The 26,337-nt window shown below is 51.9% G+C and carries 19 protein-coding genes and 1 pseudogene; 16 read left to right on the forward strand and 4 right to left on the reverse strand.

The features are described from left to right. The first annotated feature begins 2 nt into the window (after positions 1-2). The 8 genes and pseudogenes from NA197_RS08495 (at position 3) to foxA (ending at position 9,476) form a co-directional block, all read left to right on the forward strand. Positions 3-2,975: a type III restriction-modification system endonuclease gene (locus NA197_RS08495; RefSeq protein ID WP_077950666.1), complete on the forward strand. Its 2,973-nt coding sequence runs from the start codon at positions 3-5 to the stop codon at positions 2,973-2,975. Between the two features lie 276 nt (positions 2,976-3,251). Beyond that, on the forward strand, positions 3,252-3,353 hold the full coding sequence (gene ssaA / locus NA197_RS08500; protein ID WP_000934834.1) for a small effector SsaA: 102 nt from the start codon (positions 3,252-3,254) through the stop codon (positions 3,351-3,353). 116 nt (positions 3,354-3,469) lie between these two features. Continuing rightward, complete coding sequence (locus tag NA197_RS08505) at positions 3,470-4,873, forward strand: cytochrome ubiquinol oxidase subunit I (RefSeq protein ID WP_001749091.1); 1,404 nt, start codon at positions 3,470-3,472, stop codon at positions 4,871-4,873. Continuing rightward, the gene (cydB, locus tag NA197_RS08510; RefSeq protein WP_000151049.1) at positions 4,870-5,880 is read left to right on the forward strand and encodes a cytochrome d ubiquinol oxidase subunit II; all 1,011 of its coding nucleotides are present in this window, start codon (positions 4,870-4,872) and stop codon (positions 5,878-5,880) included. Before NA197_RS08505 ends, cydB begins: the two co-directional genes overlap by 4 nt. Next, the gene (locus tag NA197_RS08515; RefSeq protein WP_305954967.1) at positions 5,826-6,011 is read left to right on the forward strand and encodes a DUF2474 domain-containing protein; all 186 of its coding nucleotides are present in this window, start codon (positions 5,826-5,828) and stop codon (positions 6,009-6,011) included. Before cydB ends, NA197_RS08515 begins: the two co-directional genes overlap by 55 nt. Further along, positions 5,930-6,122 (forward strand): annotated as a pseudogene (locus NA197_RS08520) (hypothetical protein). The gene NA197_RS08515 and the pseudogene NA197_RS08520 overlap by 82 nt, the downstream one beginning before the upstream one ends. Positions 6,123-6,217: 95 nt before the next feature. Beyond that, positions 6,218-7,222, forward strand: a complete 1,005-nt coding sequence (gene foxR, locus NA197_RS08525; protein ID WP_000074605.1) for a ferrioxamine uptake transcriptional regulator FoxR — start codon at positions 6,218-6,220, stop codon at positions 7,220-7,222. A 145-nt stretch (positions 7,223-7,367) separates the two neighbouring features. Further along, the gene (foxA, locus tag NA197_RS08530) at positions 7,368-9,476 is read left to right on the forward strand and encodes a ferrioxamine B receptor FoxA (RefSeq protein ID WP_106777674.1); all 2,109 of its coding nucleotides are present in this window, start codon (positions 7,368-7,370) and stop codon (positions 9,474-9,476) included. A 40-nt stretch (positions 9,477-9,516) separates the two neighbouring features. Here the strand turns inward: foxA and NA197_RS08535 are convergent, their stop codons facing one another. Next, positions 9,517-10,149 (reverse strand): LysE family transporter, encoded by a 633-nt coding sequence (locus NA197_RS08535; RefSeq protein ID WP_000433131.1) that lies wholly within the window; start codon positions 10,147-10,149, stop codon positions 9,517-9,519. A 231-nt stretch (positions 10,150-10,380) separates the two neighbouring features. Here NA197_RS08535 and yahO point away from each other — a divergent pair, with 231 nt between their 5' ends. After that, a complete protein-coding gene (yahO, locus tag NA197_RS08540) occupies positions 10,381-10,656 on the forward strand; it encodes a DUF1471 family periplasmic protein YahO (RefSeq protein ID WP_000848026.1) in 276 nt (91 codons plus the stop codon). Between the two features lie 135 nt (positions 10,657-10,791). Here yahO and prpR read toward each other — a convergent pair whose 3' ends face one another. Beyond that, positions 10,792-12,417, reverse strand: a complete 1,626-nt coding sequence (prpR, locus tag NA197_RS08545) for a propionate catabolism operon regulatory protein PrpR (RefSeq protein WP_064043199.1) — start codon at positions 12,415-12,417, stop codon at positions 10,792-10,794. 265 nt (positions 12,418-12,682) lie between these two features. Between prpR and prpB the strand changes: the two genes are divergently transcribed. The 4 genes from prpB (at position 12,683) to prpE (ending at position 18,280) form a co-directional block, all read left to right on the forward strand. Next, a complete protein-coding gene (gene prpB, locus NA197_RS08550; RefSeq protein ID WP_000052221.1) occupies positions 12,683-13,570 on the forward strand; it encodes a methylisocitrate lyase in 888 nt (295 codons plus the stop codon). A gap of 122 nt (positions 13,571-13,692) precedes the next feature. Next, the gene (gene prpC, locus NA197_RS08555) at positions 13,693-14,862 is read left to right on the forward strand and encodes a bifunctional 2-methylcitrate synthase/citrate synthase (RefSeq protein WP_001523967.1); all 1,170 of its coding nucleotides are present in this window, start codon (positions 13,693-13,695) and stop codon (positions 14,860-14,862) included. 39 nt (positions 14,863-14,901) lie between these two features. Next, the gene (locus tag NA197_RS08560) at positions 14,902-16,353 is read left to right on the forward strand and encodes a bifunctional 2-methylcitrate dehydratase/aconitate hydratase (protein WP_064043200.1); all 1,452 of its coding nucleotides are present in this window, start codon (positions 14,902-14,904) and stop codon (positions 16,351-16,353) included. 40 nt (positions 16,354-16,393) lie between these two features. After that, positions 16,394-18,280 (forward strand): propionate--CoA ligase, encoded by a 1,887-nt coding sequence (gene prpE / locus NA197_RS08565; protein WP_064043201.1) that lies wholly within the window; start codon positions 16,394-16,396, stop codon positions 18,278-18,280. Positions 18,281-18,386: 106 nt separating this feature from the next. Here prpE and hemB read toward each other — a convergent pair whose 3' ends face one another. Continuing rightward, a complete protein-coding gene (hemB, locus tag NA197_RS08570) occupies positions 18,387-19,361 on the reverse strand; it encodes a porphobilinogen synthase (protein ID WP_000130724.1) in 975 nt (324 codons plus the stop codon). Between the two features lie 512 nt (positions 19,362-19,873). On the opposite strand from hemB, the gene NA197_RS08575 reads away from it, so the two are divergent. Together NA197_RS08575 and iprA are read left to right on the forward strand one after the other, a co-directional pair. Beyond that, positions 19,874-22,846, forward strand: a complete 2,973-nt coding sequence (locus NA197_RS08575; RefSeq protein WP_064043202.1) for an autotransporter outer membrane beta-barrel domain-containing protein — start codon at positions 19,874-19,876, stop codon at positions 22,844-22,846. Positions 22,847-22,931: 85 nt separating this feature from the next. Next, complete coding sequence (gene iprA / locus NA197_RS08580; protein WP_000950242.1) at positions 22,932-23,555, forward strand: hydrogen peroxide resistance inhibitor IprA; 624 nt, start codon at positions 22,932-22,934, stop codon at positions 23,553-23,555. 44 nt (positions 23,556-23,599) lie between these two features. Here the strand turns inward: iprA and ampH are convergent, their stop codons facing one another. Beyond that, positions 23,600-24,757 (reverse strand): D-alanyl-D-alanine-carboxypeptidase/endopeptidase AmpH, encoded by a 1,158-nt coding sequence (gene ampH / locus NA197_RS08585; protein WP_000830783.1) that lies wholly within the window; start codon positions 24,755-24,757, stop codon positions 23,600-23,602. A 346-nt stretch (positions 24,758-25,103) separates the two neighbouring features. Between ampH and sbmA the strand changes: the two genes are divergently transcribed. Continuing rightward, positions 25,104-26,324 carry a peptide antibiotic transporter SbmA gene (gene sbmA / locus NA197_RS08590; protein WP_000477023.1) on the forward strand — a complete coding sequence of 407 codons (1,221 nt, stop codon included), beginning with the start codon at positions 25,104-25,106 and terminating at the stop codon, positions 26,322-26,324. The last annotated feature ends 13 nt before the right edge of the window (positions 26,325-26,337 follow it).

A 26,337-nucleotide genomic window follows, 5' to 3' on the forward strand; every position in this document is an offset into this window, starting at 1 on the left:
TGATGATGAATATTTTACTGGAAGAACTTCCCCATCAGGAACAGGCGTTAGCGGCGATTCTGGCGAGTTTCACCGGTATCGATCACGCGCAGGCCGATCATAATCACTATGCTAATCCGCTGATTAAGGAACGTTACGACGATAAGGCCAATATTGACGTTAAAATGGAGACCGGGACGGGCAAAACCTATGTCTATACCCGATTGATGTATGAACTGCATCAGAACTACGGGCTCTTCAAATTTGTGCTGGTGGTGCCGACGCCAGCCATTAAAGAAGGCGCGCGGAACTTTATCACCAGCGATTACGCCAGACAGCATTTTTCACAGTTCTACGAAAATACGCGGATGGAACTTTGCACCATTAACGCCGGTGATTTTAAAGTAAAGTCGGGGCGTAAAAATTTTCCGGCCCAGCTATTAAGTTTTACTGATGCCAGCCGTCGTGATAGCCATACGATTCAGGTTTTGCTGATCAATGCGCAAATGCTCAATTCCGCCAGTATGACGCGAGACGATTACGATCAAACGCTACTGGGCGGGCTGACGTCGCCTGTTAAAGGGCTGCAAATGACGCGACCGGTGGTCATTATTGATGAACCGCATCGTTTTGCGCGAGATAACAAATTTTATCGAGCGATTCAGGCCATTCAGCCGCAAATGATCGTCCGCTTTGGCGCTACCTTCCCGGATATTGTCGAAGGTAAGGGTAAAAATAAATGTGTACGTAAAGATTACTATCGCCGGCAACCGCAGTTTGATCTCAACGCGGTGGACAGTTTTAACGATGGTTTGGTGAAAGGTATTGATATTTATTACCCGAATCTCCCCGAAGAACAGGCCAACAATCGTTATATCGTTGACAGCGTCACGGCAAAGAAATTAATCCTCCGACGGGGGAGCAAAATTGCCGAGGTTGGCGTGGGCGAAAATCTCGCCGATGTCGATGCAGGATTTGAAGGCAGTATCGAATATGCCGGCAGTAAAATGTTGTCGAACGATCTGGAGCTGGAGGCAGGGATGGCGCTGGTGCCAGGAACCTTTGGCGCGAGCTACCAGGAACTGATTATTCAGGACGCCATTGATAAGCATTTTGATACCGAGCAGGCAAATTTCTTACGCAGCAATGAGCCAGAAAATAATGCCCCGCGTATTAAGACCTTAAGCCTTTTCTTTATTGACAGTATTAAAAGCTATCGTGATGACGAAGGCTGGTTGAAAGTCACTTTTGAGCGTTTGCTGAAAAAGAAACTGACGCAACTGATTGACGATTATCAGCGCAAGATCCTGCCGCGAGAAGTGGAGTATCTGTCGTTTCTGCAGGCCACGCTCGCCAGCCTGCACTCGGATAACCAAAACGTCCACGCTGGTTACTTTGGCGAAGACCGCGGAAGCGGCGATGAGGCGATCCAGGCTGAGGTAGATGATATTCTGAAAAATAAAGAGAAGTTGCTCAGTTTTTCAGACCATCACGGCAACTGGGAAACGCGCCGCTTTCTGTTTTCAAAATGGACGCTTCGCGAAGGCTGGGATAACCCGAATGTTTTTGTCATTGCTAAATTACGTTCTTCCGGTAGCGAGTCGAGCAAAATTCAGGAAGTGGGGCGCGGCCTGCGGCTACCGGTAGATGAAAACGGTCATCGCGTTCATCAGGAAGAGTGGCCGTCCCGACTGTCGTTTCTGATTGGTTATGATGAAAAAGCGTTTGCCAGTATGCTGGTTGATGAGATTAATCGCGACAGCAAAGTTCAGCTTAACGAGCAGAAACTGGATGAGGCGATGATCACACTCATCGTCACCGAGCGGCAAAAAGTCGATCCTGCGTTTACGGAGCTTCGTTTGCTGGAAGATCTGGATGATAAAAAACTGATCAACCGGAGTAATGAGTTTAAACCCAGCGTCACGCTTAACGGGGAAACCAAAAGTGGCTTTGCGTGGCTACTGGAGTTCTACCCTGAGCTGACGCAGGCGCGGGTGCGAGCGGATCGCATTCGTGACAATAAGCCCGCCTCCCGACTGCGAGTCAGGTTACGCAAAGAGAATTGGGAACAACTTAGCAGTATCTGGGAGCAGTTTTCCCGCCGTTATATGCTGCAATTCGAGCGTAGCGGCGCGTCTCTGGAACAGATTGCCGCCGAGGTGCTGCGCGATCCGGCGCTGTATATACGCCAGAAGCCAAGCCAGGTTCAACAACGGCTGGTATCGAATGAAGATAATGGCCGTTTTGAAGTGGCGCAGCGGGAAAGCGAATTAGCCGCCAGCGAATTTATGGCGGGCATGAAATATGGCCATTTTCTTAAGCAACTGGCGTTACGCACCAGTCTGCCGGTTAACGTCCTGCACCCGGTGTTAATGGCGATGCTGCGTGATGTTTTGCACGGAGATTCACGTTATTTAAGCGAGATCTCGTTGGACAATATGACCCGCGCATTACAGGCGCGGATTAATGCGCATTTTGCGCAGCGCCACGATTATCTGCCTCTCGATTTTCAGGCTTCAACGTCGGTATTTGATTCCACGGCACGGCAGTTCAGAGAGGAGATTAGCGCTGAAATTGTGGGGAAAAATGTGGATGAGAATGCGATAGACGATCCCCGTTCTCTCTATCAAATACCGCCGTTGCGTTATGACAGCGTCGATCCAGAATTGCCGCTATTAAAATACGATTATCCGCAACAGGTTTCTGTGTTTGGCAAACTGCCTAAGCGGGCCATTCAGATCCCCAAATATACGGGGGGCTCTACTACGCCGGATTTTGTGTACCGTATTGAGCGTCAGGACGCCGACAGCGTTTATTTACTGGTTGAAACTAAAGCAGAAAATATGCGCGTAGGCGATCAGGTTATTCTTGATGCGCAACGTAAATTCTTCGATATGCTGCGTCGGCAAAATATCAATGTCGAGTTTGCGGAAGCGACCAGCGCGCCGGCGGTATTTTCTACGATCAATGGCTTGATTGAGGGGAAGGCAAACTAACGGGTTTGAATGGACCTTAACGGTTATCTTTTTGATAGACCATATAAAATGGCCGCCGCGCAGCGAGCGTTGCGGTCATTCTCCCTGTGCTAATCCCCCGTCCCGTAAACCGCGTTGACTTGAAGGTTATCGTTTTACGTCTATTCTTAACTTTCAGCTAAGCGTATTTTGCTGAAATTGCAAATAGTCTTGAGGACGCTGTTTTTTTGTTTTGCCGTTATTTTTATAACGGCCAGGTAGATATTACCAAGTGAATGTAACTAAGGGAGACATGTTATGCTAAATAGATACTACCGTTTCGCTGTCGAAAAAGACGACCCCTCCGAAGCGCCAGAGTCGGGCGATAAGCCTGACAGCCAGCCGCAAAAAAAATCGTAATTTATCTGGATATTCCCCGACGTTTTTACGTTTGGGGAAAATAACCGTTTCGTTTCAACCTGGTTGCGAACAGTGAATATTTTACACGAAGTGACTATATATAAACGGGAGGGAACATGGAGTTTGATGCCTTCTTTTTAGCGAGACTCCAGTTTGCCTTTACCGTCTCTTTTCATATTATTTTCCCCGCGATTACGATTGGCTTAGCCAGTTACCTGGTGGTACTGGAAGGTCTATGGCTAAAAACGCGTAATCCTGTCTGGCGCTCGCTCTATCAGTTCTGGCTCAAAATTTTTGCCGTCAACTTCGGGATGGGCGTGGTCTCCGGTCTGGTCATGGCTTACCAGTTCGGAACGAACTGGAGCGGTTTCTCCCAGTTCGCCGGCAGTATCACCGGGCCTTTATTAACCTATGAAGTGCTCACCGCATTCTTCCTGGAAGCGGGATTCTTAGGCGTGATGCTTTTTGGCTGGAACAAAGTCGGGCCGGGCCTGCATTTCTTGTCTACCTGTATGGTGGCGTTGGGCACGTTAATGTCGACGTTCTGGATTCTGGCGTCTAACAGCTGGATGCATACCCCGCAGGGATTTGAAATTCACAACGGTCAGGTGGTCCCGGTGGACTGGTTCGCGGTGATTTTCAACCCGTCGTTCCCGTATCGCCTGTTGCATATGTCCGTTGCGGCGTTTTTAAGTAGCGCGATGTTTGTCGGCGCGTCCGCAGCCTGGCATTTACTGAAAGGTAACGATACGCCGGCTATCCGCCGTATGTTCTCGATGGCGTTATGGATGGCGGTCGTGGTGGCGCCCGTTCAGGCATTGATTGGCGATATGCATGGCCTTAACACCCTGAAGTATCAGCCGGTCAAAATTGCCGCGATTGAGGGGCACTGGGAAAATACGCCCGGCGAGCCAACGCCGCTTACGCTGGTAGGCTGGCCGGATATGGAGGCGGAACGGACCCGCTATGCGCTTGAGATCCCGGCGTTGGGCAGTCTGATCCTGACGCATAGCCTGGACAAACAGGTGCCTGCGCTAAAAGATTATCCCAAAGAGGATCGCCCCAACTCTACCGTGGTGTTCTGGTCTTTCCGTCTGATGGTGGGCATGGGCGTACTGATGATCTTCCTGGGGCTGGCCAGCCTGTGGCTACGCTACCGACGCCGCCTGTATCATTCGCGGCCCTTTATGCACTTTGCGCTGTGGATGGGGCCGTCCGGGCTTATCGCCATCCTTGCCGGATGGGTGACGACTGAAGTAGGACGTCAGCCGTGGGTGGTCTATGGCCTGCTGCGAACGCGTGATGCGGTTTCCGCGCACAGTACCTTGCAGATGAGCATCAGTTTGCTGGCCTTCTTTGTGGTCTATTCCCTGGTCTTTGGGGTTGGCTATATTTATATGATTCGCCTTATCCAGAAAGGGCCGCAGCCGGCGGAGACACCGACCGCTGAAACCGATGGCAGACCCGCGCGTCCTATCTCTGCCGTGGGAGAATCGCTTGAGCAGGAGAAACGCGAATGACCATCGATCTTCCGGTTATCTGGTTTGCTATTATCGTGTTCGCCACGCTGATGTATATCGTAATGGATGGGTTCGATCTGGGCGTCGGTATCCTGTTTCCGTTTATTCGCGATAAACACGATCGCGATGTTATGGTGAACTCGGTCGCGCCGGTATGGGACGGGAACGAAACCTGGCTGGTGCTGGGCGGGGCCGGGCTTTTTGGCGCGTTCCCGTTGGCTTATGCCGTCATCACCGACGCGCTGACTATCCCGCTGGTGGTTATGCTGCTTGGTCTTATCTTTCGCGGCGTCGCTTTTGAATTCCGTTTTAAAGCCACCGAGTCGCATCGCGCGTTCTGGGATAAATCCTTTATCGTCGGGTCAATCCTGGCGACCTTTGCCCAGGGAGTTGTGGTGGGCGCGGTGGTGAGCGGTTTTCAGGTGGAAGGGCGAACCTTTAGCGGTTCGCAGCTTGACTGGCTGACGCCGTTTAACCTGTTCTGCGGCGTCGGTCTGGTCGTCACCTATGCGCTGCTGGGCGCTACCTGGCTGATTATGAAAAGCGAAGATCCGCTGCATAGCCGGATGTGCGCGCTGTCGCGCCCGTTGTTGATCGTCTTGTTGCTGGTGATGGGAGGCGTCAGCGTGTGGACGCCGCTCACCCACGACGACATCGCCGGGCGCTGGTTCACGCTGCCCAATTTATACTACTTCCTGCCGGTGCCTGTGCTGGTGTTGGCTTTTAGCGTCTGGCTATGGCGCAGCGTGAAAAAACCAGAATCCCATGCGCGTCCATTTATTCTCACGCTAGGGTTGATTTTTCTGGGGTTCAGCGGGTTAGGCATCAGTATTTGGCCGAATATTATTCCACCGGATATTTCGCTGTATGCCGCCGCCGCGCCGCCGCAAAGTCAAAGCTTTATGCTGGTTGGGGCGCTGATAATCATCCCGATTATTCTGGCTTATACCTTCTGGAGCTACTACGTCTTCCGTGGAAAAGTGCGACATGGAGAGGGATATCACTGATGGTTAAAGTGAAAAAATGGTCGCGGCGAGTCGTATGGATGGTCGCGATATGGTGCGCCAGCGTGCTTCTGCTGGCGGGCGTCGGAATGTTGTTCAGACTGCTCATGACCTCCGCAGGATTTCGCTCCTGACTGATATCCCCCGGACGCGCTTTCGTCGCTGGCGAAAGCGCGTTTTTATCGACAGATCGGCGTTTATCGATCACCTTTGCTCGCCTTATCTCTCCCCTCAATAGCGGTTGATAATTATTCTCATCTTTATTGTCGTTCCCGGGCCGCAGTGATATGGTTACACAGTGGCTAACGCTCTGGTATAACGCAGATAAACGGTATTGATAATGTCTCCGATCTCCTGTCACTCTTCCGCCGCCCCGGCGATGAAAAAGATCTTTTCCGTCAGCGATTTCATCGCGTTTGGCGAGCGTTATGGCATTGATTACCGCTTCCCTGCGTTACCGCAGTATACGCAGAGTAGTCCCGTACTTCATGGCGATATCGAAGAGATAGCGCTTCCCGGCGGGATTTGCATTACACGCTCGGATGTTCACGTGTTACAACCTTATGAAACCACCTCTCGCCATAGCAGTCCGCTGTATATGCTGGTGGTGCTGGAAGGTAACGTCGCGCTGGCTGTCAATGAGCAGACCTTTTTGTTGAGCGCGGGGATGGCGTTTTGCTCGCAACTGAGTGAGCAGCAGACGATACGCGCCCATCACGGCGCAGACAGTAAATTGCGCACCTTATCGCTGGGAATGTACCCGGACGGCGGATGGCGGGAGCGTTTGCCTGTCTCGCTGGCAGACGAGTGGGAAAATAGCGCAACCTCGGCGAGGGTCTGGCAGGTGCCGGAGTTTCTGCTTTCGGGGCTACGTTATGCGCAGCAGCCCGGACCTCATGCGGCGTCACGCCAGTTAATGCTGGAAGGCATCATGCTGCAATTGCTGGGCTATGCGCTAAATCTATGTCAGCCCGCAACGCAAAAACGCGGGCTTCCCGTCACCGGTGAATACCAGCGGCTGGAGCTCATTCGGCGTTTACTGGAGCAGACGCCGGAAAAAGCCTACACGCTGAACGAACTGGCGCGTCGGGCGGCAATGAGTCCAAGTAGCCTGCGGTGCAAGTTTCGCCATGCCTATGGGTGTACCGTGTTTGATTATCTGCGCGATTGCCGCCTGGCGCGCGCGCGTCGTTATCTGATGGAGGGATACAGCGTGCAGCAGGCCGCCTGGATGTCAGGCTATCAACATGCCACAAACTTTGCGACGGCATTTCGTCGGCGTTATGGCTGCTCGCCCGGCGAGCTGCGTGACGCGTCTCTGACGGCGTCCCGACACTGTGCGTAACGCGCCCCGCCAGAACGGTAATATCCGCTGCTAACCCGGTTTTCTGCCGCTTTGGGTGATTTTTTATCATTGCGCATAGGCAATCTGGCGTTACGCATAGTGGTCCGTTATCTCTAAAAGGTAATAATTCTTATTTACAATAAAGATGCCTTTGGAGATGTTCATGTTTGCGACAACGCGTATGGCGCTATTGATAGGCGGAGCTATCGGCGGCGCGACTTTTCCTCTTTTTGCCCAGGAAACCACAAAAAATGATACCGTCATTGTCACCTCGCCCGTTCAGAGTGGCGCGACCAAGCTGGCGACGCCAGATATTGAAACGCCGCAGTCGGTATCCATTATTACCCGCCAGCAGTTTGAAGAGCAGGGCGCAACCAGCGTGCGTCAGGCGGTCAGCTACACCCCAGGCGTATACAGTAACCAGATAGGCGCCTCTAACCGCTTTGATTACATCGTATTGCGTGGTTTTTCGGACGGTAGTCTGGATAACGTCTATCTCGACGGGTTAAAAATGATGGGCGACACCAATTCGCACAGTTCGTTGGTGGTTGACCCATGGTTTCTGGAAGATATCGAGGTGGTACGCGGCCCGGCGTCCGTTCTGTATGGACGTTCATCGCCAGGCGGCATTGTCTCGTTGACGTCGCGAAAACCGGCGTTTGATGCCGGAGGAGAAGTGAAGCTGTTTGCTGGCAATAACAACCAGCGCGGGGCGGCTTTTGATGTGACCGGCCCACTGGATGACAATGAACGTGTGGCGGCGCGTCTTAGCGGCATGACACGTTACGCCGATTCGCAGTTTACCCCCTTGAAAGAGGAACGTTATGCGCTGATGCCGAGCCTGACCTGGCGAATTACCGATCGGACGCGTCTTGATCTTATGGCCTATCTGCACCGTGATCCGCAGGGCGGTAGCCACTCCGGACTGCCTTATCAAGGCACGGTTGTACCTTATAACGGCGGAAAAATTTCTAACACTTTCTTTGAAGGTGAAGATGACTACGACAAATACGATCGCCGTGAAAATATGGTGGGTTATAACATTGAGCATCTGTTCGATAACGGCTGGTCGGTACGGCAAAAATTGCGTTATTTGCATACCAAAGTGACGTTGAATCAGGTCTATGCCGCAGGTTGGTTGAATGAAACGGCGCTGAATCGCGGCTATTCCGGCTCCGGGGAGAAAATGTCGGCTATCGCGCTGGATAATCAGCTCGACGGCAGCGTGGATACCGGGGCGATTAATCATCGTCTGCTGGTGGGGATCGATTATCAGGATCGCAGTAATCATACTACTGGCTATTATGGCGCGTTTCCGCCGATTGACGCTTTCAACCCTGTTTATGGCGCTCAGCCGGATTACATTACGTTGTATAGCCGTGAAAAACATAAGCTGCGGCAGACCGGATACTATTTACAGGATCAGATGTCATGGGATCGCTGGCGCTTTACGTTGGGCGGTCGTTACGATCGGGTCAGCGTGTCTAACATCGACAAACTTCATGATTCACGCAGCGATCTCGATAAAAACAACGTCAGCACCCGTGCCGCGTTGCTTTATCTGTTCGACAATGGCGTCGCCCCCTATCTCAGTTATTCTACCGCGTTTACGCCGACCAGCTTCGCCGACGAAAACGGCAATGTGCTGGAACCGATGAAAGGCAAGCAGTGGGAGGCGGGGGTAAAATACGAACCGCTGGGGGGGAATAGCCAGTTTAGCGCCGCCGTGTATCGTATTAACCAGACAAATATCGCGACCAAAGAAGAACCTACCGATCCGTACCGCTCGATTGGTGAAATTGAGTCTAAAGGGGTGGAACTGGAGGCCATTAGCCATTTGTCGGATAGCGTCCGTTTGCAGGCGGCGTATACCTATACTGATATCCGTTATAAGAAAAGTAGCCCGCAAGAGCAGGGTAAGCGCGCGGTTTATGCTCCACGGAACCAGGCCAGCGCCTGGCTAAGCTACGATGTGAAAAGCGGTCTGTTAGAGGGGCTGACTTTGGGCTCCGGCATCCGGTACGTCAACGGCGTGACCAGCGATCGCCTGAATACCCACACGTTGCCGTCCTATACACTGGTCGACATGGTAGTTGGGTATGATTTATCCAGCATTGGGTTAAATGGCTTGAGCGCCCAGCTCAACGTAAATAACCTGACGGACAAACGCTATGTCGCTGCCTGTAATTCGCTCTCTTATTGTTATTTTGGCGCCGAGCGTAGCATTGTAGGCAGCGTGTCATGGGCGTTTTGATAACGCTTATCGTCCGGTAGCAAAGGCTACCGGGCAAACATTAGCGGTGCGTCACGCCTTCATAGAGAAGTCTGAGCGCAAACATCCCGATAATGGCGCCGATAACACGGCTGGCAATGCGCTGTATACGCCCATAAGCGCGGCGGACTGCGGGGAGCGAAAAGGCCTGGCTGAGAAAAATACGCCAGATAACGGATGACAGCACAATTCCGGCCCAGGCCATTAACCTTGCCCATGTGGGCGTTTCTGCGCTAAGCGTTACGGAAAAAATACTGATAAAAAACAGTACGGTTTGCGGATTGGATAAATCGGTCATTAATCCCCGGCGAAAGAAAATCGTCCACGGGGCGGCAATCGGCGTCTGGAGCGTGCTCATTTGCGGCGTCGCCTGGTGGCGAATACTGTTCCAGGCGAACCATAATAAATAGGCGCCGCCGACAATTTTGATAAGAGAAAATACCGCTTCGCATTGCGTAATGAGCGTCGCCAGACCGAAAAGCCCCAGCCCGGAATAAAAGGCGTCTCCCGTGGCGACGCCCAGGCCGGTGATGACTCCCGCCCGGCGTCCTGATGCGAGGCTGGTTTGCACCACCACAAACAGATTCGCGCCGGGATTAAAAAAGGTTAACACAAACAGACTGACGGTAAGCACAACAGCATGAAATGGCTCCATAGACAACTCTTCCCATAGCCTCAAGAAATAACGTTCATCTTATTAATAGTCAAACCAGATGATTGCGAGTGAGATCACAAAGCAGGGGCGTTTTAATCCGCGTTGTTACGCCGACTGAGCGGGGGCTGACTGGATTTTTCCAGCAATCTACACTACTTATTTAATCAGTCCGAACGGCCTTTTTGTTCTGATAAAGCGATGATGGCGTAATAATAAAACGAGGGTTTTGCTATGAAAACTGGCTACAAGGTTATGCTTGGCGCATTAGCGTTTGTCGTGACAAACGTTTATGCCGCAGAAATCATGAAAAAAACGGACTTTGATAAAGTCGCCTCCGAATACACGAAAATTGGCACGATTTCCACCACCGGGGAAATGTCGCCGCTGGACGCCAGAGAAGATTTAATCAAAAAGGCGGATGAAAAAGGGGCGGATGTGGTGGTGCTGACGTCCGGGCAGACAGAAAATAAAATTCATGGTACGGCTGATATTTATAAAAAGAAATAAAAGCGTTGCATCATAAAAATACCCGCCTGGGTTTCCGGCGGGTATATTTATTCCTGGCAACCGGCATCCGTTTTGCCGGATGACGGCCTGCAGTAAACGTAGCGCCATCAGGCATTCAGGACGCTGTCATTTGTCTTAATTATCCGACTGGTCTTTGGCACCTGCTTTTAAACGACGCCACAGAGTGGTGCGGCTAATCCCCAGATAACGCGCCGCCGCGGTCTTATCGCCCTTAAAGCGCGCCAGTACATCCTGTAACGTGTGCGCATCCACGGTTGAAGGCGTCAGCTCTGCTGTGTTCACCATAAGCTCAGGTAATAACTGCCGCATAAATTGCCTGTCCAGCGTTGGTGCGGGATCGACGCTTAAAAAAAGCGCCAGGCGCTCCATCATATTACGCAGTTCGCGAATATTACCGGGCCAGCCCCAGGCCAGCAAAAGCGGCTGACACTGTGTCAATCCATGACGTATCGATTCGGTAAACGGAATTTCCATCGCCGCCAGCGACTGTTTTAAAAAGCTTTCCGCCAGCGGCAAAATATCAGCCTGCCGCTCGCGCAAAGGAGGAAGTGTCAGACGCAGAATACTCAGGCGATAAAAGAGATCGGGGCGAAAACGTCCTTGCATTATTTCCCGATCCAGATCGCAATGCGTAGCGCTGATCACCCGGACATCCACCGGGATCGGCTGGTGTCCGCCGACGCGAGTGACGGCTTTTTCCTCCAGTACGCGCAAAAGTCGGGTTTGTAACGGCAAGGGCATTTCGCCGATTTCATCCAGAAACAGCGTGCCGCCGTGTGCGATTTCAAACAGCCCCGCCCGGCCTCCTCGTCGTGAACCGGTAAACGCGCCCTCTTCATAACCAAACAGTTCCGCTTCCAGCAATGACTCGGTAATCGCGCCGCAATTGACGGCGACAAAGGGAGGGGATGGCTTATTCTGACGGTGAGGCTGGCGGTGAAAAAACGTCTGGTGAATCGCCTGCGCCGCCAGCTCTTTTCCGGTCCCTGTTTCCCCCTGAATCAGCACTGCCGCACGGGAGCGGGCATAGAGCGTAATCGTCTGGCGGAGCTGCTCCATTTGCGGCGACTGGCCGCGTATATCGCCCAGTTCATACCGGGTTTGTAATCCCTTGCCGGATGGGTAATCCACGCGCTGGCGCCGTGTCAGACGGGTCATATCCAGCGCATCATGGAAAGCCTGACGAACGGTCGCCGCGGAATAAATAAAGATGGCGGTCATTCCCGCTTCTTCCGCCAGATCGGTAATTAATCCCGCGCCGACGACGGCCTCAATACCGTTGGCCTTAAGTTCGTTAATTTGCCCGCGCGCGTCCTCTTCGGTGACATAGCTTCGCTGTTCAAGACGGAGGTGAAACGTTTTCTGAAAGGCAAGTAAAGCCGGAATGGTCTCCTGATAGGTCACGATACCGATAGACGAGGTGAGCTTTCCCGCTTTCGCCAGTGCCTGTAATACATCGAATCCGCTGGGCTTGATGAGGATCACCGGTATTGACAGGCGGCTTTTTAAATAGGCCCCATTCGAACCCGCCGCGATAATCGCGTCGCAGCGCTCGGTCGCCAGTTTTTTGCGAATGTAGGTCACCGCCTTTTCAAAACCGAGTTGAATAGGCGTGATGGTCGCCAGATGATCGAATTCCAGGCTGATATCCCGAAACAATTCGAACAGACGCGTTACGGAGACCGTCCAGATCACCGGTTTATCGCTATTATCGCGCGGAGCGCTGTGGGCAGTCGTCATCGCAGTAGGTTCATCTTTAAGGAGCGATTTTTTGTTTTAAACGCGTTTCATAAATGTTGCAATGAAACGGGGCGATTCGTTTCATGAAACGTTAGCTGACACGTTTTTCTTTTCCCTTAATCGCGCTTATTCATAACAGGAATGACTGTAATTACCTGTTTTTAAATCTCATTGTATTTAATTTTCTCGCAGCCTCTTTGCCTGGCATAGCCTTTGCTTTGGTGAATACATTCTGAGTAACAATTTACTAACATGAGGACGAGATATGTCTTTACATTCGCCGGGGCAGGCATTTCGCGCCGCGCTCGCTAAAGAGAATCCATTACAAATTGTCGGCGCTATTAATGCCAACCATGCTCTGTTGGCCCAACGGGCCGGGTATCAGGCTATCTATCTTTCTGGCGGCGGCGTAGCGGCGGGCTCGCTCGGACTGCCGGATCTGGGGATTTCTACGCTGGATGATGTGTTAACCGATATCCGGCGCATCACGGATGTTTGCCCGCTGCCGCTGTTGGTGGATGCGGATATTGGCTTTGGCTCCTCCGCCTTTAATGTCGCGCGGACGGTAAAGTCCATAGCCAAAGCGGGCGCCGCCGCGCTGCATATTGAAGACCAGGTTGGCGCTAAGCGCTGTGGACACCGTCCAAACAAAGCGATCGTCTCGAAAGAGGAGATGGTAGACAGAATTCGGGCGGCAGTGGATGCGCGCACCGATCCGAACTTTGTGATCATGGCGCGTACCGATGCGCTGGCGGTGGAAGGGCTGGAGGCGGCTCTCGATCGCGCGCAGGCTTACGTGGATGCGGGGGCTGACATGCTGTTCCCGGAGGCGATCACCGAACTGTCGATGTACCGCCAGTTCGCCGACGTGGCGCAGGTGCCGATCCTCGCCAACATCACTGAATTTGGCGCGACGCCGCTGTTTACGACCGACGAGTTGCGTAGCGCACACGTGGCGATGGCGCTCTATCCGCTGTCGGCGTTTCGCGCCATGAACCGCGCCGCAGAAAAAGTCTATACCGTGCTGCGCCAGGAAGGGACGCAAAAGAACGTGATCGACATCATGCAGACCCGCAACGAGCTGTACGAAAGCATCAATTACTACCAGTTCGAAGAGAAGCTGGACGCGCTGTACAGGAATAAAAAATCGTAGCCTGTAGGCCTGATAAGGCGAAGCCGCCATCAGGCAATGCCGGATGGCACTACGTTTATCCCGCCTACGGTACGGCCTACACGCCTCAATACCCTACACATTACAATAATGACGAGGACAATATGACAGACACGACGATCCTGCAAAACAACACGCATGTCATTAAGCCTAAAAAATCGGTCGCGCTTTCCGGCGTACCTGCCGGAAATACCGCTCTGTGTACCGTGGGAAAAAGCGGTAACGATCTGCACTATCGCGGTTACGACATTCTCGATCTGGCGGAGCACTGCGAATTTGAAGAAGTCGCGCATTTACTGATCCACGGAAAATTACCGACCCGCGACGAGCTGAACGCGTATAAAAGCAAGTTAAAAGCGCTGCGCGGATTACCCGCCAATGTCCGTACCGTTCTGGAAGCGTTACCGGCGGCCTCGCACCCGATGGATGTGATGCGTACCGGCGTTTCCGCGCTGGGCTGCACCCTGCCGGAAAAAGAGGGACATACCGTCTCCGGCGCGCGCGATATTGCCGATAAGCTGTTGGCCTCGCTCAGCTCTATCCTTCTTTACTGGTATCACTACAGCCACAACGGCGAACGTATTCAGCCGGAAACCGACGATGATTCCATCGGCGGCCATTTCCTGCATCTGCTGCACGGTGAAAAGCCAACCCAAAGCTGGGAAAAGGCGATGCATATTTCGCTGGTGCTGTATGCCGAGCATGAGTTCAACGCCTCGACGTTTACCAGCCGGGTGATTGCCGGGACCGGCTCGGATGTCTACTCCGCGATTATCGGCGCGATTGGCGCGCTGCGCGGCCCGAAACACGGCGGGGCGAATGAGGTGTCGCTGGAAATTCAACAGCGTTATGAAACGCCGGACGAGGCAGAGGCGGATATCCGTAAACGCGTGGAAAACAAAGAGGTGGTGATTGGCTTTGGACATCCGGTTTACACCATCGCCGACCCGCGCCATCAGGTGATCAAACGGGTGGCGAAACAGCTTTCAGAAGAAGGCGGCTCGCTGAAGATGTACCACATCGCCGACCGTCTGGAAACGGTGATGTGGGAGACCAAAAAGATGTTCCCGAATCTCGACTGGTTTTCGGCGGTCTCCTACAACATGATGGGCGTCCCTACCGAAATGTTCACCCCGCTGTTTGTCATCGCCCGCGTTACCGGCTGGGCGGCGCACATTATTGAACAGCGTCAGGACAACAAAATTATTCGTCCTTCCGCCAATTATACCGGCCCGGACGATCGTCCGTTTGTCTCGATAGACGATCGTTGCTAACTCACTCTTATTAAAAATAAAACGCAGGAAACGTACCCTATGTCTACCCAAGAACTGAACATCCGCCCGGAATTTGACCGCGAAATCGTCGATATCGTTGATTACGTTATGAATTACGACATCACCTCAAAGGTGGCGTACGACACCGCGCATTATTGCCTGCTCGACACGCTCGGCTGTGGTCTGGAAGCGCTGGAATACCCGGCCTGTAAAAAATTGCTTGGGCCGATCGTGCCAGGCACGGTGGTGCCCAACGGCGCACGCGTGCCGGGCACTCAGTTCCAGCTCGATCCGGTACAGGCAGCCTTTAACATTGGCGCGATGATCCGCTGGCTCGATTTTAACGATACCTGGCTTGCCGCCGAGTGGGGCCATCCTTCCGATAACCTCGGCGGTATTCTGGCGATTGCGGATTGGTTGTCACGCAACGCCGTCGCCGCCGGCAAAGCGCCGCTGACCATGAAACAGGTATTGAGCGGGATGATCAAAGCCCATGAAATTCAGGGCTGCATCGCGCTGGAAAACGCCTTCAACCGTGTCGGGCTTGACCATGTGCTGCTGGTCAAAGTGGCCTCGACCGCGGTGGTCGCTGAAATGCTGGGGCTGACGCGCGATGAGATCCTCAACGCGGTATCGCTGGCGTGGGTCGACGGCCAGTCGTTGCGTACCTATCGTCATGCGCCGAATACCGGTACGCGCAAATCCTGGGCGGCGGGCGATGCGACTTCGCGCGCGGTACGTCTGGCGCTGATGGCGAAAACCGGCGAGATGGGCTATCCCTCGGCGCTCACCGCCAAAATCTGGGGCTTCTACGACGTTTCATTCAAAGGTGAAACGTTCCGTTTCCAGCGCCCTTACGGCTCCTACGTGATGGAAAACGTGCTATTCAAAATTTCTTTCCCGGCAGAATTCCACTCGCAAACCGCCGTCGAAGCGGCGATGACGCTGTATGAGCAGATGCAGGCCGCGGGTAAAACGGCAGCGGATATCGAGAAAGTGACCATCCGCACCCACGAAGCCTGTCTTCGCATTATCGATAAAAAAGGCCCGCTCAATAACCCGGCGGACCGCGATCACTGTATCCAGTATATGGTCGCCGTGCCGTTGCTGTTCGGACGGTTAACCGCGGCGGATTATGAAGATGAGGTGGCGCAGGACAAGCGTATTGACGCCCTGCGCGAGAAAATCGTGTGTTATGAGGACCCGGCTTTTACCGCCGACTATCACGACCCGGAAAAACGAGCTATCGGCAATGCGATCACCGTGGAGTTTACTGATGGCTCACGCTTTGGCGAGGTTGTCGTGGAGTATCCGATTGGTCATGCGCGTCGCCGCGCCGACGGTATTCCGAAGCTTATCGAAAAATTTAAAATTAACCTGGCGCGTCAGTTCCCGACTCGCCAGCAGCAACGCATTCTGGATGTCTCCCTGGACAGAGCCCGCCTGGAGCAGATGCCGGTTAACGAATACCTCGATTTATATGTCATCTGAACCAGCCAGCAGTAAGGCGTAAGTTCAACAGGAGAGCGTGATGTCTTTTAGCGAATTTTATCAGCGTTCCATTAACGAACCGGAGGCGTTCTGGGCCGAGCAGGCCCGGCGTATTGACTGGCGACAGCCGTTTACGCAGACGCTGGATCATAGCCGTCCACCGTTTGCCCGCTGGTTTTGCGGCGGCACCACTAACTTATGTCATAACGCCGTCGACCGCTGGCGGGATAAACAGCCGGAGGCGCTGGCGCTGATTGCCGTCTCATCAGAGACCGATGAAGAGCGCACATTTACCTTCAGCCAGTTGCATGATGAAGTCAACGCTGTGGCCGCTATGCTGCTGTCGCTGGGCGTGCAGCGTGGCGATCGCGTATTGGTCTATATGCCGATGATTGCCGAAGCGCAGATAACCCTGCTGGCCTGTGCGCGCATTGGCGCGATCCATTCGGTGGTCTTTGGCGGTTTTGCCTCGCACAGCGTGGCGGCGCGCATTGACGATGCCAGACCGGCGCTGATTGTGTCGGCGGATGCCGGAGCGCGTGGCGGTAAAATTCTGCCGTATAAAAAGCTGCTTGATGACGCTATTGCGCAGGCGCAGCATCAGCCGAAACACGTTCTGCTGGTGGACAGAGGGCTGGCGAAAATGGCGTGGGTGGATGGGCGCGATCTGGATTTTTCCACGTTGCGCCAGCAGTATCTCGGCGCGAGCGTGCCGGTGGCGTGGCTGGAATCCAATGAAACCTCGTGCATTCTTTACACCTCCGGCACTACCGGCAAACCGAAAGGCGTCCAGCGCGACGTCGGCGGCTATGCGGTGGCGCTGGCAACCTCGATGGACACCATTTTTGGCGGCAAGGCGGGCGGCGTATTCTTTTGCGCATCGGATATCGGCTGGGTCGTCGGCCACTCCTATATCGTTTACGCGCCGCTGCTGGCAGGCATGGCGACTATTGTTTACGAAGGACTGCCGACGTACCCGGACTGTGGGGTCTGGTGGAAAATTGTCGAGAAATACCAGGTTAACCGGATGTTTTCCGCCCCGACCGCGATTCGCGTGCTGAAAAAATTCCCGACGGCGCAAATCCGCAATCACGATCTCTCCTCGCTGGAGGCGCTTTATCTGGCCGGTGAGCCGCTGGACGAGCCGACGGCCAGTTGGGTAACGGAGACGCTGGGTGTGCCGGTTATCGACAATTATTGGCAGACGGAGTCCGGCTGGCCGATCATGGCGCTGGCCCGCGCGCTGGACGACAGGCCGTCGCGTCTGGGAAGTCCCGGCGTGCCGATGTACGGTTATAACGTCCAGCTACTCAATGAAGTCACCGGCGAGCCCTGCGGCATAAATGAAAAGGGAATGCTGGTGATTGAAGGGCCGCTGCCGCCGGGCTGTATTCAGACTATTTGGGGCGACGATGCGCGTTTTGTGAAGACTTACTGGTCGCTGTTTAACCGTCAGGTTTATGCCACCTTCGACTGGGGAATCCGCGACGCCGAGGGGTATTACTTTATTCTGGGCCGTACCGATGATGTGATTAATATTGCGGGTCATCGGCTGGGGACGCGAGAAATAGAAGAAAGTATCTCCAGCTACCCGAACGTAGCGGAAGTGGCGGTAGTGGGGATAAAGGACGCTCTGAAAGGGCAGGTAGCGGTGGCGTTTGTCATTCCGAAGCAGAGCGATACGCTGGCGGATCGCAAGGCGGCGCGCGACGAGGAAAAAGCGATTATGGCGCTGGTGGATAACCAGATCGGTCACTTTGGTCGTCCGGCGCATGTCTGGTTTGTTTCGCAGCTCCCCAAAACGCGTTCCGGAAAGATGCTTCGCCGCACGATCCAGGCGATCTGCGAAGGCCGTGATCCGGGCGATCTGACAACCATTGACGATCCCGCGTCGTTGCAGCAAATTCGCCAGGCGATCGAGGAATAGCCGTAAGCCGGATAAGCCGCGTCCGGCAACGGGTCAGGCTCAGCGACTGAATAGTGGGGTGTAAAGTCGGGAAAGGGCGGCGGCAGCGCGCCGCCCTGTAACAGAATTAACGCAGAATATTTTTCTCAGCCAGATCCAGTGCGAAGTAGCTGAAAATCAAATCGGCGCCGGCGCGTTTAATCGAGCCCAGACTTTCCAGCACGACCTTTTCTTCATCGATGGCGCCAGCCATAGCAGCAAATTTAATCATGGCGTATTCACCGCTCACCTGGTAAGCGCCAAGCGGCAACTCTGTGCGTTCGCGAATTTCACGCAGCACGTCCAGATATGCGCCGGCCGGTTTCACCATTAAGCAATCCGCGCCCTGGGCTTCGTCGAGCAGTGATTCGCGAATCGCTTCACGGCGGTTCATCGGATTCATTTGATACGTCTTGCGGTCGCCTTTTAACGCGGTGCCCGCTGCTTCACGGAAGGGGCCGTAGAAAGAAGAGGCGAACTTGGTGGAGTAGGACATTATTGCCGTATCGGTAAAACCGGCGGCATCCAGCGCCTGGCGGATAGCCTGGACTTGTCCATCCATGGCCGCGGAGGGCGCAATAAAATCTGCTCCAGCCGCCGCCGCGATAACGGCCTGCTTGCCGAGGTTGGCCAGCGTCGCATCGTTATCCACACCGTGTTCGCACAATACGCCGCAGTGGCCGTGCGAGGTGTATTCGCAGAAGCAGGTGTCGGACATAACGATCATCTCCGGCACGGTTTGCTTACAGATGCGGGACATTCTTGCCACCAGGCCGTCTTCTTTCCAGGTGTCGCTGCCGGTGTCATCAGTATGGTGAGAAATGCCGAAGGTCATAACGGAACGAATACCAGCATTTGCGATACGTTCAATCTCTCGCGCCAGCTGCTTTTCCGGGATACGCATTACGCCGGGCATGGCATCAATAGCTTTGTAATCGTCGAGTTCTTCTTCAACAAAGATCGGCAACACCAGGTCGTTCAGGCTAAGTGTTGTCTCTTCAAACATAGCGCGCAGCGCAGCGGATTTGCGCAGGCGGCGAGGGCGATGGATAAGGTCTGTCATGGTCTGCCTGATGTTTGTGGAATCGAAGGCCCAGTATACCTGAATCTGCAGGCAGATGTTTTACGAAAACGGTCCTTAACGTAGCAGGCGCAACCCCGGCGGCGGCAGAACATGGCGCTTCTTTTATATACCGAAGATTAATACCTCAGGCACTATATCATTTTAAATAAGAATTAGTTTTACGTTGTTTTTAGTTTTATTTCATCGTCATTTAAGTAAATGTGGGTTTTAACATTATTCATGTTTATTTTGTTTTTCTTTAATCCATATTTATCTTATATGTATTTTGTTTTTTTATTTTCTTGTAAGACCATGAAAAAGAATGCTTTTCAATTATAAAATTTCCTTTTATTACGTCTTTTTAATTCATGTCCGAATCCGGACTGAGGATAAAGAATAATTGAACCTTTTAGCAATGACGCCGCATAATCCTCCTTGCTAAACATCTATATGTTTTTATGCATTGATAATTGATGGATCAACTATATTACGTCCCTGAGGAGGGATGACAAATGCACTCCTGGAAAAAGAAACTTGTAGTCTCACAATTAGCATTGGCTTGCACTCTGGCAATCACTTCTCAGGCGAATGCTACTACTTACGATACCTGGACTTACATTAATAACCCTACTACGGCTCTTGACTGGGCCAATATGGATAATCCAGGTACAGTCGATGGTAACTATGTAAACTATAGCGGCTTTGTCTACTACAACAACGCCAATGGTGATTTCGATCAGACGTTCAACGGTGACACTGTTAATGGTACGATTTCTACCTATTATCTGAACCATGACTATGCCACTGATTCAGATAACACTCTGAACATTACGAATTCGAATATACATGGTTCAATTACTTCAAAGCTGCCTTTCGGCTACTGGAGTATTACACCAGCTTCTATTGACCCTGTAACTGGAGCTGTTACCCCTCGTATGTATAACGGTTATACATACGACAATGGTACTACCATTACTGATACAAATTGGTACGACGGTGATGTATTTACGCTGAATATTTCAAACTCTACTATTGATGATGATTATGAAGCGCTTTATTTCACTGACACTTATTTGAGCGGTGATGATGGTACTACAACTAAAACGACTAATGAGTCGTTCTATACGGCTTTAGGGGTTGCAGTAGATCTGAACGTAGAGAGCAATATCAATATTGCTAATAATTCTCGTGTTGCGGGTATTGCTTTGTCTCAGGGGGATACAACCAATACTGCGTATACATCCGAGTACCATCAGTGGGACAATAATATTAGCGTCTCCAACTCTACTGTGACTTCTGGTTCAGAAATTCCGTTGGAAGATGACTATGACGGAGCAAAATACTTCTTTGGTAACTCTGCTGAACCTAGTGACTATAATGGTGATGGTAGTGTAAATGATGTAGCACTGTCTTTCTCTGACAACGCTGATTCTAATTACTCCATGAAGAACAATGTTTACTTCGACCATTCTACCTTATTGGGCGATGTAGAGTTTTCTAGCCACTGGAATAATGATGGTGAATTCTTCTATTCAACAGGCTATGACAGCAACGGCGATGGTGTTAAGGATACCAACGGCGGCTGGATTGATGACAGTCAGAATGTTGATGAGCTAAATATTACTCTGGATAATGGTAGTAAATGGATTGGTTCGGCTAATATTACTGCCGATGCTATTGCTCCGGTTAATATGTACGATGTTGCATATAATAGCCTTACCCCTGGCGCGGTTATTGAAGATAACGATTGGGATCGTGTTATTGACAACAAAGTATTCCAAAGTGGAGTATTTAACGTTGCATTAAACAATGGTTCTGAGTGGGATACTGTCAACACTTCCGTTATTGATACCTTAGCTGTAAATAATGGCTCTCAGGTAAATGTTACAGACTCTACCCTGGTATCAGACACCATTGGATTGACCAACGGTTCTAGTATGAATATCGGTGAAGATGGTCAGGTAGCAACTGATCATCTGACTATCGATAGCTACAGTACTGTTGCGCTGAATGATGATGTGACTCATTATGGTGATTATTCACTGTATGCCAATACTATCACTGTAACTAATGGTGGTATGTTGGATGTTAACGTTGATCAGTTTGATAATGGTGTATTCAGCACTGATAAACTGGAACTGACCAGCGGCAATACTGCTGATCACAACGGTAATGTTGTTTCTGGTGTGTTCAATATCCATAGCAGCGATTATGTTCTGAACGCTGACCTGGTGAACGACCGTACCTGGGATACCACTCAGGCTAACTATGGTTACGGTACTATCGCAATGAACTCTGACGGTCACCTGACCATCAACGGTAATGGCGATATCAACAACGGCGACGAACTGGATAACAGCTCTGTTGACAACGTTGTAGCGGCTACCGGTAACTATAAAGTTCGCATCGACAACGCTACTGGTGCCGGTTCTGTTGCGGATTACAAAGGCAACGAGCTGATTTATGTCAATGACGTAAACACCGACGCTACCTTCTCTGCAGCAAACAAAGCTGACCTGGGTGCTTACACCTATCAGGCTAAGCAGGAAGGCAACACTGTCGTGCTGGAACAGATGGAACTGACCGACTACGCTAACATGGCGCTGAGCATTCCTTCTGCGAACACCAATATCTGGAACCTGGAACAAGACACCGTTGGTACTCGTCTGACCAACGCTCGTCATGGCCTGGCGGATAACGGCGGCGCATGGGTAAGCTACTTCGGCGGCAACTTCAACGGCGACAACGGCACCATTAACTACGATCAGGATGTTAATGGCATCATGGTCGGTGTTGATACCAAAGTTGACGGTAACAACGCTAAGTGGATCGTTGGTGCGGCAGCAGGCTTCGCGAAAGGCGATCTGAGCGATCGTACCGGTCAGGTGGATCAGGACAGCCAGTCTGCCTACATCTACTCTTCCGCTCGTTTCGCAAACAACATCTTTGTTGACGGTAACTTAAGCTACTCTCACTTCAACAACGATTTGTCTGCTAACATGAGCGACGGTACTTACGTTGACGGCAACACCTCTTCTGACGCCTGGGGCTTCGGCTTGAAACTGGGTTATGATCTGAAGCTGGGTGATGCAGGCTACGTAACGCCTTACGGCAGCGTATCCGGTCTGCTCCAGTCCGGCGACGACTACCAGCTGAGCAACGACATGAAAGTTGACGGTCAGTCTTACGACAGCATGCGTTATGAACTCGGTGTAGATGCAGGTTATACCTTCACTTACAGCGAAGATCAGGCGTTGACCCCGTACTTCAAACTGGCTTACGTTTACGACGACTCCAACAACGATGCTGACGTAAACGGCGACTCTATCGACAACGGCGTAGAAGGTTCTGCGGTACGTGTTGGTCTGGGTACTCAGTTCAGCTTCACGAAGAACTTCAGCGCCTACACCGATGCTAACTACCTCGGCGGCGGTGATGTTGATCAAGACTGGTCTGCAAACGTTGGTGTTAAATATACCTGGTAATCATTTTCTCTCAGGAGAAATAAAGGTAATTTAAACTGAAAAATGCCCGTCAAGGACTTGACGGGCATTATTGCAAGGAATGCATATGTTATCTTTAAGCAAGCCACTACAGGAATTCTACAGACTCGATAAATGCCTTTCTAAGCATGGTACGCGTTTCGAGTTTGTTAATGATAAAGAGATTATCTGTTCACCTGATGAAAGTAATACCCATACCTTTGTTATTTTAGAGGGGGTTGTTTCGTTAGTTCGGGGTGATAAAGTTCTTATTGGTATTGTGCAGGCCCCCTTTATTTTCGGCTTAGCCGATGGTGTGGCGAAAAAAGAGGCACAATATAAATTAATTGCGGAGAGCGGTTGCATCGGTTATCGCCTCTCATCATCACAAACTCTTGCCATCATTGAGCAGAACCAACTGTGGCGTGAAGCCTTCTGTTGGATAGTATGGAAAAGTCAGGTACTGGAACTTCGTGACAAGCAGCTCATTGGTAATAATTCTTACGACCAAATTCGTGCGACGTTAATGACAATGATTGAGTGGGATGAAGAACTTCGCTCACGTATTGGTGTTATGAATTATATTCATCAACGAACGCGCGTATCGCGATCGGTGGTGGCGGAAGTTCTCGCGGCCCTGCGTAAGGGTAATTACATTGAAATGAATAAAGGCAAACTGATCAGTATTAACCGTTTGCCCTCCGAATATTAACAAGAATGTTGCGCCTCGTCTGATATAGCGCGAGGCGCGACGACTCAGGATGCAGGAATAGCAATCGGTTTATTGCCGCTTAGCTCAGTAACCAAATCGTTAATCCCGTCGCTCATATTGGTAAAACGAGTGAGGGGGGAACGGGTTACGACCACAAAAGCGCCAATATTATATTGTGGGATCATCGCCATATAGGTAATAAAACCGCCGCCGCCTCCTGTTTTCTGGATAATGCCAGGACGTCCGTCTTTTGGCGCCATATAGACCCAACCCAGACCGAGCGCGTCGGCTTTACCCGGTACGTCCATCCCAATGATTTTCTTTAACTGTGTGCGCTGATAAATCAACGTTTGCATACGATCGGCCTGTTGGCTACGGTGATAGAAATCTGACGACAGATACTGTTGCATCCAGCGCATCATATCTCCTGGCGTAGAATAGACCCCGCCGCTGCCAATGGCTGCCAGCGTATTATTACAGGGGCTTGCGCCTTTTTCTGCCACCATCAGACGCTTACACTGATCGGGAGAGGGGGTAAACGTGGTGTCTTTCATTCCCAGCGGGCGGGTAATCTTTTCTTCAAACAGTTGCGTATAAGGTTTGCCGGAGGCGGTCGCCAGCGCGTCGGCTAACAGGTCGAACGCCAGATTGGAATAGGCCGCCTGTGAACCGGGCGCGACTTTTAACGTTGCTGTGGAGAGCCAGCTCCAGCGTTGTTCGCGGGTTGGCCAGACAAATACCGGACGATGCGCCGCGCCGCCGGGCTGTTCTCGCGGAAGCGCGCTGGTATGGGTCGCTAAGTTGACCAACGTAATCGGCGTGCCTTGATACGTCGGGACATGCGCGCCGGGAGGCGCATATTTGCTGAGAGGATCGTTTAATTTTACCGTTCCCTGATCGAGCAATTTTACCAACATTTCACTGGTCATGAGCTTGGTGAGAGAAGCGATACGAATGACCGAATCAAGCTGTGGACGAACATTATTGCCCGGTCTGGTGTCACCGAAACTACGAAACACGCGTTGATTGCCGTCGATCACCACCAGCGCCATGCCCGTGGCGCCGCTACCATAAAAGATATGCTCGGCATAACGATCAACGATATCAGAGGCAAAAACCGGATCGGCAATCGGCTGAGCCGCCTGGACAGAAGTAAGTGATGCCGCAAACAGCATGGCAGTAAAAAGCAGACTACGTTTCAACGGTGATGTCCATAAGTGAAATAACGGTGGTTATGCGTATTTATACTACCCGGCGGCACATTGCAAAACGTTAAAGAGAAAAAAGTGGGTGAAAAAACGTAACGGCGGGTTTTCGTGATGGAGAATGTTTACTTTTGTGATAGAGCGCTTGTGATAACCTGATAGCGTCAGCGTGCCTGCTGTGTATGAAACTCGTCGAAACAATTCTGTTGAGCAGAAATGCGAACTAAGCGTCACAACGTAGGTCACAATGCCTGGTTTAGCCCTTTCATTTGCGTGGGCATGGCGTGCTATTGCCGCCGTCACAGCAGCCGTAATAAAGATAAGAAGTTAGCAGGAGAGCATGATGTTTAAATCTTTTTTCCCAAAGCCAGGGCCGTTTTTCATGTCGGCGTTTGTTTGGGCGCTGATCGCCGTCATTTTCTGGCAGGCGGGAGGAGGAGATTGGGTGGCGCGACTTGTGGGGGCATCCGATGAAGTGCCTATCAGCGCAGCGCGCTTTTGGTCGCTGGACTATCTGATTTTTTATGCTTATTACCTGATTTGCGTGGGATTATTTGCAACGTTCTGGTTCATCTATAGCCCGCACCGCTGGCAGTACTGGTCGATACTTGGCACCTCGCTCATTATTTTTGTCACCTGGTTTTTGGTGGAGGTTGGCGTCGCGGTTAACGCCTGGTACGCACCGTTCTATGATTTGATTCAAACGGCGCTCAGCTCGCCGCACAAGGTCACTCTTGGTCAATTTTATCATGAAGTGGGGGTGTTTCTCGGTATTGCGCTTATCGCCGTAGTGATCGGCGTGCTGAACAACTTCTTTGTCAGCCACTATGTATTTCGCTGGCGTACCGCAATGAATGAGCACTATATGGCGCACTGGCAGTACCTGCGCCATATCGAAGGGGCCGCCCAGCGTGTGCAGGAAGACACCATGCGTTTTGCCTCTACACTGGAGAATATGGGCGTGAGTTTTATCAATGCCATCATGACGCTCATCGCCTTTCTGCCGGTGTTAGTCACCCTGTCAGCGCATGTGCCGGATTTACCCATCGTAGGACATATCCCTTACGGCCTGGTCATTGCCGCCATAGTCTGGTCATTAATGGGGACGGGCCTGCTGGCGGTCGTCGGGATCAAATTGCCGGGGCTGGAATTTAAAAATCAGCGAGTGGAAGCAGCTTATCGTAAGGAGCTGGTCTACGGTGAAGATGACGCCAGCCGCGCCACGCCGCCCACCGTCCGTGAACTGTTTAGCGCGGTGCGCCATAACTACTTCCGTCTCTACTTTCACTATATGTATTTCAACATCGCGCGCATTCTCTATTTGCAGGTCGATAACGTTTTCGGTTTGTTCCTGCTGTTTCCTTCCATTGTTGCCGGTACGATTACGCTGGGTCTGATGACGCAAATCACCAACGTGTTTGGCCAGGTGCGCGGTTCGTTCCAGTATTTGATTAACTCCTGGACGACGCTGGTGGAGCTGATGTCTATTTATAAACGTTTACGTAGCTTTGAACGCCAGTTGGATGGTCAGCCAGTTCAGGAAGTGACCCACTCTTTTAGCTAACAGAAGGAAACGT

The organism is Salmonella sp. NW884 (genome assembly GCF_051700745.1).
Taxonomy (GTDB): domain Bacteria; phylum Pseudomonadota; class Gammaproteobacteria; order Enterobacterales; family Enterobacteriaceae; genus Salmonella; species Salmonella enterica.